Annotated in this window: 6 protein-coding genes; 3 read left to right on the top strand and 3 right to left on the bottom strand. The window is 29.5% G+C overall.

The genetic code is table 11. From position 1 onward, the window contains the following. Positions 1–1,062 precede the first annotated feature (1,062 nt). Complete coding sequence (locus tag HPY60_10960) at positions 1,063–1,839, bottom strand: methyltransferase domain-containing protein (GenBank protein NPV51696.1); 777 nt, start codon at positions 1,837–1,839, stop codon at positions 1,063–1,065. A gap of 748 nt (positions 1,840–2,587) precedes the next feature. On the opposite strand from HPY60_10960, the gene HPY60_10955 reads away from it, so the two are divergent. From HPY60_10955 to HPY60_10945, 3 genes are all read left to right on the top strand, one after another. Continuing rightward, positions 2,588–3,280 carry a hypothetical protein gene (locus tag HPY60_10955; GenBank protein NPV51695.1) on the top strand — a complete coding sequence of 231 codons (693 nt, stop codon included), beginning with the start codon at positions 2,588–2,590 and terminating at the stop codon, positions 3,278–3,280. 124 nt (positions 3,281–3,404) lie between these two features. Then, entirely contained in the window at positions 3,405–3,653 is a 249-nt protein-coding gene (locus HPY60_10950; protein ID NPV51694.1) for a hypothetical protein, read from the top strand. A gap of 40 nt (positions 3,654–3,693) precedes the next feature. Beyond that, positions 3,694–3,867 carry a hypothetical protein gene (locus HPY60_10945; protein NPV51693.1) on the top strand — a complete coding sequence of 58 codons (174 nt, stop codon included), beginning with the start codon at positions 3,694–3,696 and terminating at the stop codon, positions 3,865–3,867. Positions 3,868–4,010: 143 nt separating this feature from the next. Here the strand turns inward: HPY60_10945 and HPY60_10940 are convergent, their stop codons facing one another. Both HPY60_10940 and HPY60_10935 read right to left on the bottom strand, forming a co-directional pair. Continuing rightward, the gene (locus HPY60_10940; GenBank protein ID NPV51692.1) at positions 4,011–4,352 is read right to left on the bottom strand and encodes a hypothetical protein; all 342 of its coding nucleotides are present in this window, start codon (positions 4,350–4,352) and stop codon (positions 4,011–4,013) included. A 1,055-nt stretch (positions 4,353–5,407) separates the two neighbouring features. Next, positions 5,408–6,490 carry a glycosyltransferase family 2 protein gene (locus HPY60_10935; protein ID NPV51691.1) on the bottom strand — a complete coding sequence of 361 codons (1,083 nt, stop codon included), beginning with the start codon at positions 6,488–6,490 and terminating at the stop codon, positions 5,408–5,410. Between the last annotated feature and the right edge of the window lie 245 nt (positions 6,491–6,735).

Here is a 6,735-nt window from a genome sequence, read left to right as displayed (position 1 = left end):
ATAGGGTGTCTGTTTTATGTGGAGTTTTTCAAGGTGTAGATTTCTTGGATTTCGTTTTAGCCGTAGGATTATTATTATTCCTAGTAAAAGTACATTTAGGTAGGCTTTTTTATTGACTGAGCGTTTGGTATGATGCGTGTATAATGGCCAATCCTAATTTTTCTTTGAGGAATTGGAATACTTTTTCAATTTTCCATCTAATTTTTGAAGCTGAAATAGCCTTTATTAGCAAGTTTAAGTCTCCTTTTTAGTATCCCTTCTTCTATTTTTAGGTCTTCTAAGATTTCTAGATGGTCTTCTAAGATTTTTTAACTGTTTGAACTGCTCCTGGTGGAATAGAATTGTTAATGGTTGGCAAGTGTCGTATATCCATGGTCATTGTAAATTGCCTCCAATATAATTTCTTTTTAAAGGTAGAAAAGCCAAATTCATAGCCATATTCTTCTAAAAGTTCGATCATCATAATACTTTTTTGTCAAGATTATATTCTAAATACAGATATCAATTGAGATGATTGCTCTTCCTATTTCCCCTTATATCCTTTTTAAATTCTTTATTTAGACATTTAAAACAAAATTTATAGTACTTGGCAGTCGTCAAAGCATAAAAAACCTATGAAAGTTCCAGATAACCTAAGTTGATAGACCTGAATGCTTTTCTCAACTCTCACTGTTATTTAACTCATTAACAACATATTTAATATTCAATTCCATAAAAAATGCAATAAATCTAATTTTTATAGATTTAACACCTTATTAACAGGTTTCATAACCTTTTCGACTAATTCCTGGCAGTTCTCTAGAGTCATTTCTATATAATATATAAATCCAACAAGTTTACATTTAATGTTTTTTTTATATCGTGAACCAATGGCATTTTCATTTTAATCACCAAACATACTATTTAAAAGCCTTTATTTAAGTTTCGATACAAAAACCCTTTAAAATTAATATAGCAAGACTTAACAATGTACTTTTAAAAACCAACTATAATAAACACAAATTCAAGCAAAAAAATCAGTTAAAAATGCCCAGTTTTCACATTAAATCTAACAAGCTGTTATTATACTTCGCCAATAAGGTGCAAATTTTTTCCCAAATGATTATCAAGTAGTGTTATTTTATAATCCGGGAAAACTTGGACAGGTGGAAACGTTTTTATCCCAAGAGCTCTTTGGATCCTTGGTTTGAAAAATATTAATAAATGCTCAAATGACGTAAGAAAATCTGTCCCGTTTACTTGAGTATTTTTCAGTCCGATTTCATTGGCCAGAGTTAATAATTCTTTTCTACTAAATGGTTCTTCATACCCGTAATCCCATCTTCTGATTAATTTTGCTAGAGACATCCATATTCTATAATTAAAACAGTATTTATTAGGAACGACTATAATTACTAATCCTTTTTTTTTAACAGTTTGAACATGTGCTTTTATGGCTTCTTTCCTTTTCTCCCCTGTAAAATGCTCTATAAGACCTACTGATAAACAGATATCGTATTTCGATTCATCATTCATTGCCAGATTGAACATATCTTCATTCCTTATTTTTGGTTTAACCTTAAAATAATTATATAATTCTTTAGCCCGTTGAAGCGCAACTTCATTGTTATCAACTAAAGTAGGATTTGAGCCTTTGAGGGCTAAAAGCAAACTTACGGTCCCAATACCACTTCCAAGCTCAATTGTATTGAGCTTATCAATAGAACCAAATTTTTTTTGAATAACGCCTGAAATTAATGAAAAAAAAGTAGATTTTTGCCCTCGCTCAACAATCAAATCAGGATCAAAATCTATATTTGACCAAACATCTCCCCAACCTTTATTATTATGTTTTACCATTTCTTCACCTAATATTTGGAAGTTTTTCTATTTCAGTCTCATAAATTTGTAGTAGGATAACATATCATTTATACGTTAGGGCAATGAAAACGGCTCTGTCCAAAACTTGGGGAATTTCAAAAATCATGAAATGACAATAAAATATTTCTATTCTCGTTCAAACAGACTATTTTCAGAAATAAAAACCTAAAAATTTTTATAATAAGTGGAGCATAGTATTTTGTATGACAACAACAAAAAAACTTGCTCCAATTGATAGTTTGTTTGATCAGGGTTATAAACTTTCCTATTTTTGTGAAGATTTATCTAAATTTGTTGAAAACCATATTAAAATCAAATAAAACAAACCATAGATTATTCAAAACATCAAAAACATGGTATAAAAAAGATATATTTCATATTGAGATGTTAAATCCAATCTGTCCTGATTGTTTCAGCAAATTCGTGAATAAAAACGGGTTTAAAGAAAGAAAACTTATATTTTACTATAAAGGCGTTGTTAAAACAGAAATTCAAGCTTATAAATGCAACAAATGTGGTAAAAAATTTACTACTGATATCTCTGAAATCGTTGAGGATAATAGTAACTTCACACACGAATTTAAGGACAAATGTATTGAATTAGTCGGTTTATTCATTGGATCAGTGCGTAATATCGCTTATTTAGTTCAAAAAGAAACGAGTCCGTGTTTCACCACAAACTATTGAAAACTGGATACTTGAATATGAAAACAAGAACAAAGACCCCATGTACAGTTTTTCAGGATATTACATATTTGACGTTGAGTGGATTAAAATTAATGGCATATGGAATTACAGATTCACTTTATTCGACAGTAAACAGAATATTATAGTTGCTGATGAAATATACTCTAAAGAGAATTCTAAGAACATAAAAGAGTTTCTAGAGCAAAATACAATGAATAAAAAAACAATTGCTATAACTACGGATTTAGATGGTAAATATAAACCTATTATTGAAGAATTAGGGTTTAAACATCAATGGTGCAATTTTCACGCACTAAAAGTTTTTAAAAAAATCATAACAAAGTATATTAAAGAAAATGAACTCACAGATGATGAAATTGATAAAATACAAAAAGAAAAACTAGAATTGTTCAGTTTATTTGACTTTAAATCATTCACAAGTGCTAAAAATGAATTTAAAAAAATATTAAACAAAATTAAAGATTATTCAAAGGTTATTCAATCAATTATCTATGATTATTTTATGCCGTACTTTAAAACCTTGTTTGCTTTCTTGGAAGATGGAAATATTGAGCGAACTACAAGTATTTTGGAAAATGTATTTCAAAAAACCTTTCCTAAAAGTGTTAAGCGTTTAATGAAGATTAAAAAGGGAGTAATGTCACGTATAAATATCAGAATTGATATTAGGAACCAAAGAAAACTTTTTGATGGTTATCCCCCAAGTTTTTGACAGTCCCATGAAAACACCATATTAAATATGAATATGGTGTAATAGTAATATTTGGCTTTGAGAAATCATATATAGTATGATGGGATCATATATCGAGTATTAATAAAAATATGGAAGTGATCCCATGAGTGATTTAAATGAAAACGAGTTAATAAAATTTACTCTTGTAGCGTTTAAAGTATCTAAAATGTCTTTGCTAGAATTTTCCTGCGAAAAATCAAAGCAGGATTACACACAACACCAGCTTATGGTTTTATTATGCTTGAAAATGCGGTTAAAACTTGATTATCACATGTTTACAACCAGTATTGAGTTAATGCCTGAATTACAGGGAATAATTGGGTTAAAAAGTATTCCACACTATAAGACGTAACAGAAATTCTTCAAACGTTTGGGATCCGATTTTGAATAAAATGCTCGATTTGACAGTTGAATTATTTGATATTAAGGATCCTTGGGTAGCAGTTGATGGAACAGGGCATTCCAGTGACCAAGCAAGCTTGTATTATGCACGTAAAATCAAAAAACAAAGTAAAAAAAAAGAGGAAAAGTTTCACCAAAAATCAAATAGCCATAGACACAGATAAGCAAGTCATACTAGCTCAAAAAGTGATTCGCGGACCAAGACACGATTCCAAAGACGCAATACCAACTATAAAAAATATTTAAGAACGCTCATACCCTTTTTTTAGTGCAAGTACAAATTATTTGTAGTGATTCGTCCATCCAATTAACTCCATGGATAAATGTAAATTGGAAGAATTTGACGTACATATGGAGATATATTCTTTGAAACTCCTCTAAAAATTCTTAAATATTGTCTCAATAATGAATGTCTGTTTTCAGATGTGTTAACGTGTTTTTCATTGTTTGCATACTCTTTTTGGGAATGGTTAATTACATAATGTTCTTTAACATCAAGATGTTCTTCTAAATTTGTATAAATTGTATAATCATCAGTGAAAGCTATTATAGATCCTTTACAATGAGTTTCTATTATTGAGAGTATTAACTCTTTGGATAAGTTTTTTTCAACAGTTAAGATGGTGTGTCTGGTTCCTCTTTCAACCACGCTGATAATTGGCGGTTTATCTTATGTCCCAATTTCCTCTGCCTCTTAATTATATGCCCCCTTTTTCTTGGAAGTTTTTTTTAAGCCTTTACTGCCTGCAGATTGATACATTTCATCAATTTCAATTTCTCCCGCTAATACAGGATCTATCTGTATTATTTTCTAAACATTCTTTAAATTCCTTAGATATTCTGTTTACACTTTCCCATTTATGGCCTAATTCTTCTGATAATCGATTAACGCTTTTTTTATCTTGCTTCAATATTATATAAAGCATTTCACCTAAGGGGAGGTGTTTATTGGCGAAAAATAGTTCCAGTAAAATCAGTGAAATTCAAACCACATTTATTACATGAATATCGCCTAACTTTTTTGTTAATAACATATCCTCTTTTATATATCTCATTAGATTTGCATTCGGGACAATAAACTCCTTCAGCTCATCTTATGTGTCTAAAAACATCTAAAGCTTTTTCCTCATCTGGAATAAACAATTCCAATACTGCATCACTTGTCATACATACTATTCTAGTTTTTATATTACTTACAATTTTGCACTAAAATAAGGGCAAGGGCGATTAAGAAATATAAAACCATCAGGTTTCAGCTTAGATAAAGCATTCGACGAAGAAGGGATACATAAGGTCATACACGAAGAACTCAAAGCAACCAGCATGATATCACTTAAAAAAAGAGCAAAAACAGGATAATATCGTCTAGTAATGCAATTCTTGTTCAGTGAACCCAAGTATCATATTAGAAGTTTAGTAGAAACCGTAATATCCGTCAGAAAGAGAATATTCGGCGATTCAAACAAAGCCGAAGCGACAGGCTAAGAAACAAAGAAACCAAACTCAAAAACAACTGCTACAACATATACTGCTACAAAAACACTTTATCTGAACAAAATCAAATATGATTTCTCCAGAGCCTATATTTTAAATCTTCTTTGAGCAGGAATTAAGATTTTGCTGAGTTAAATTCAGAACTCAACACATGTTATCTGTATAGAAGAATATTAATGGTGGAACAAAAATGTTAAAAATTATCGTAGATTACCAAAATACCCCTTTTTTAGTACCATTTAAAAATCCATTAAACGCTTTAATATTTTTATAACGTATTAAATACAATCCTGTAAAAAACCAAAATTTATAAGCAAAAAAATAAATAAAAAACATTATTAATTGTAGTATGTTACCATGTTTTTTCATTAGAATAAAATCATTTCTAGTCATGTAAAATATTGTTAAGGGATTAAGTGTGCCTCCAGAAGATTTTCCTCCTTTATGCCATATCTTCGCAGCTGGAACATATAATGACTTCCAACCTTTTTTAATGCCACGAATCCCCCAATCATTCTCTTCACGATAGCTGAAAAAATCTTCGTCCAATAATCCAATTTCTTTAATCATGCCAACCTTTGCAAGTAAACAAGAGCCATGGACATACTCAAAACTTTTTACTTGATCATATTGGCCGTGATCAACTTCAAATATACCAATAATCTTAGGGTTGAAAAACCATAAATTTTGTTTTGAACCTGCATATTGTATTATGTTTTTTTGTCCTTTGAAATCGTAGAAATAAATTTTAGGCCCTAAAAAACCAACATTTTCATTTTTTTCCCCAACATTAACAAGTTCATCAAGAAAATCCTTTGCTACCACAGTATCATTGTTCAATAATAAAACATATTTAGGATCTAAATATTTAATCGCATATTTAATTCCTATATTGTTACCCTTCGTAAATCCATAATTTTTTTCATTTTGTACAAGGATTAATTTTGTATGGTGATGATTTTTTGTAGGTTGATGTTTTCTATTGGGAAATGTATAAAAATTAGTTTCATTTTCTAAAACAGGCAATTGAGAATCTATGTTATGCTTTATTATTTTTATTGGTTTATTAGATGGATCATAGTCAAAATACTCAGAATCCACCTCAATTTCTCCTTGACAATATTTTTTTATCTTTATAATAGAGTTATCTTCTGAACCATTATCAACAAGAATCACATCATAATTCGGGTAATAGATTCCATATAAAGATTCTAAGCATTCAATAGTGTCTTTCCATCCGTTCCAATTTAAAATTATGATTGAAACTTTAGGATAGATATCTTTTTCTTTCATTTTCTTCTTAACCAAAAATTGACTTTTATTTATTAATCTTTATGACAAAGAACTTGAAACTGATACACCAGCTCGTAAATAATATTTTTCACACGAGTATGATATTAATTTAGATAATATAGGGTGTTAGATTTAATGTGAAAATCTGGGCAATTTTAACTGATTGTTTTGCTTAAATTTGTGTGTATTATAGTTGGTTTATAAAAGTACATTTCCAAATCTTTTTATATTAATTTTAAAGGGTT

Source organism: Methanofastidiosum sp., from assembly GCA_013178285.1.
GTDB lineage: Archaea > Methanobacteriota_B > Thermococci > Methanofastidiosales > Methanofastidiosaceae > Methanofastidiosum.
This window is presented reverse-complemented; position numbering and strand designations above follow the sequence as displayed.

What these genes read in the sequence shown, in the direction of transcription:
- HPY60_10960 (NPV51696.1), bottom strand. Translation starts at nt 1,839, where the DNA reads ATGGTAAAACATAATAATAAAGGTTGGGGAGATGTTTGGTCAAATATA.
- HPY60_10955 (NPV51695.1), top strand. Translation starts at nt 2,588, where the DNA reads ATGTACAGTTTTTCAGGATATTACATATTTGACGTTGAGTGGATTAAA.
- HPY60_10950 (NPV51694.1), top strand. Translation starts at nt 3,405, where the DNA reads ATGAGTGATTTAAATGAAAACGAGTTAATAAAATTTACTCTTGTAGCG.
- HPY60_10945 (NPV51693.1), top strand. Translation starts at nt 3,694, where the DNA reads ATGCTCGATTTGACAGTTGAATTATTTGATATTAAGGATCCTTGGGTA.
- HPY60_10935 (NPV51691.1), bottom strand. Translation starts at nt 6,490, where the DNA reads ATGAAAGAAAAAGATATCTATCCTAAAGTTTCAATCATAATTTTAAAT.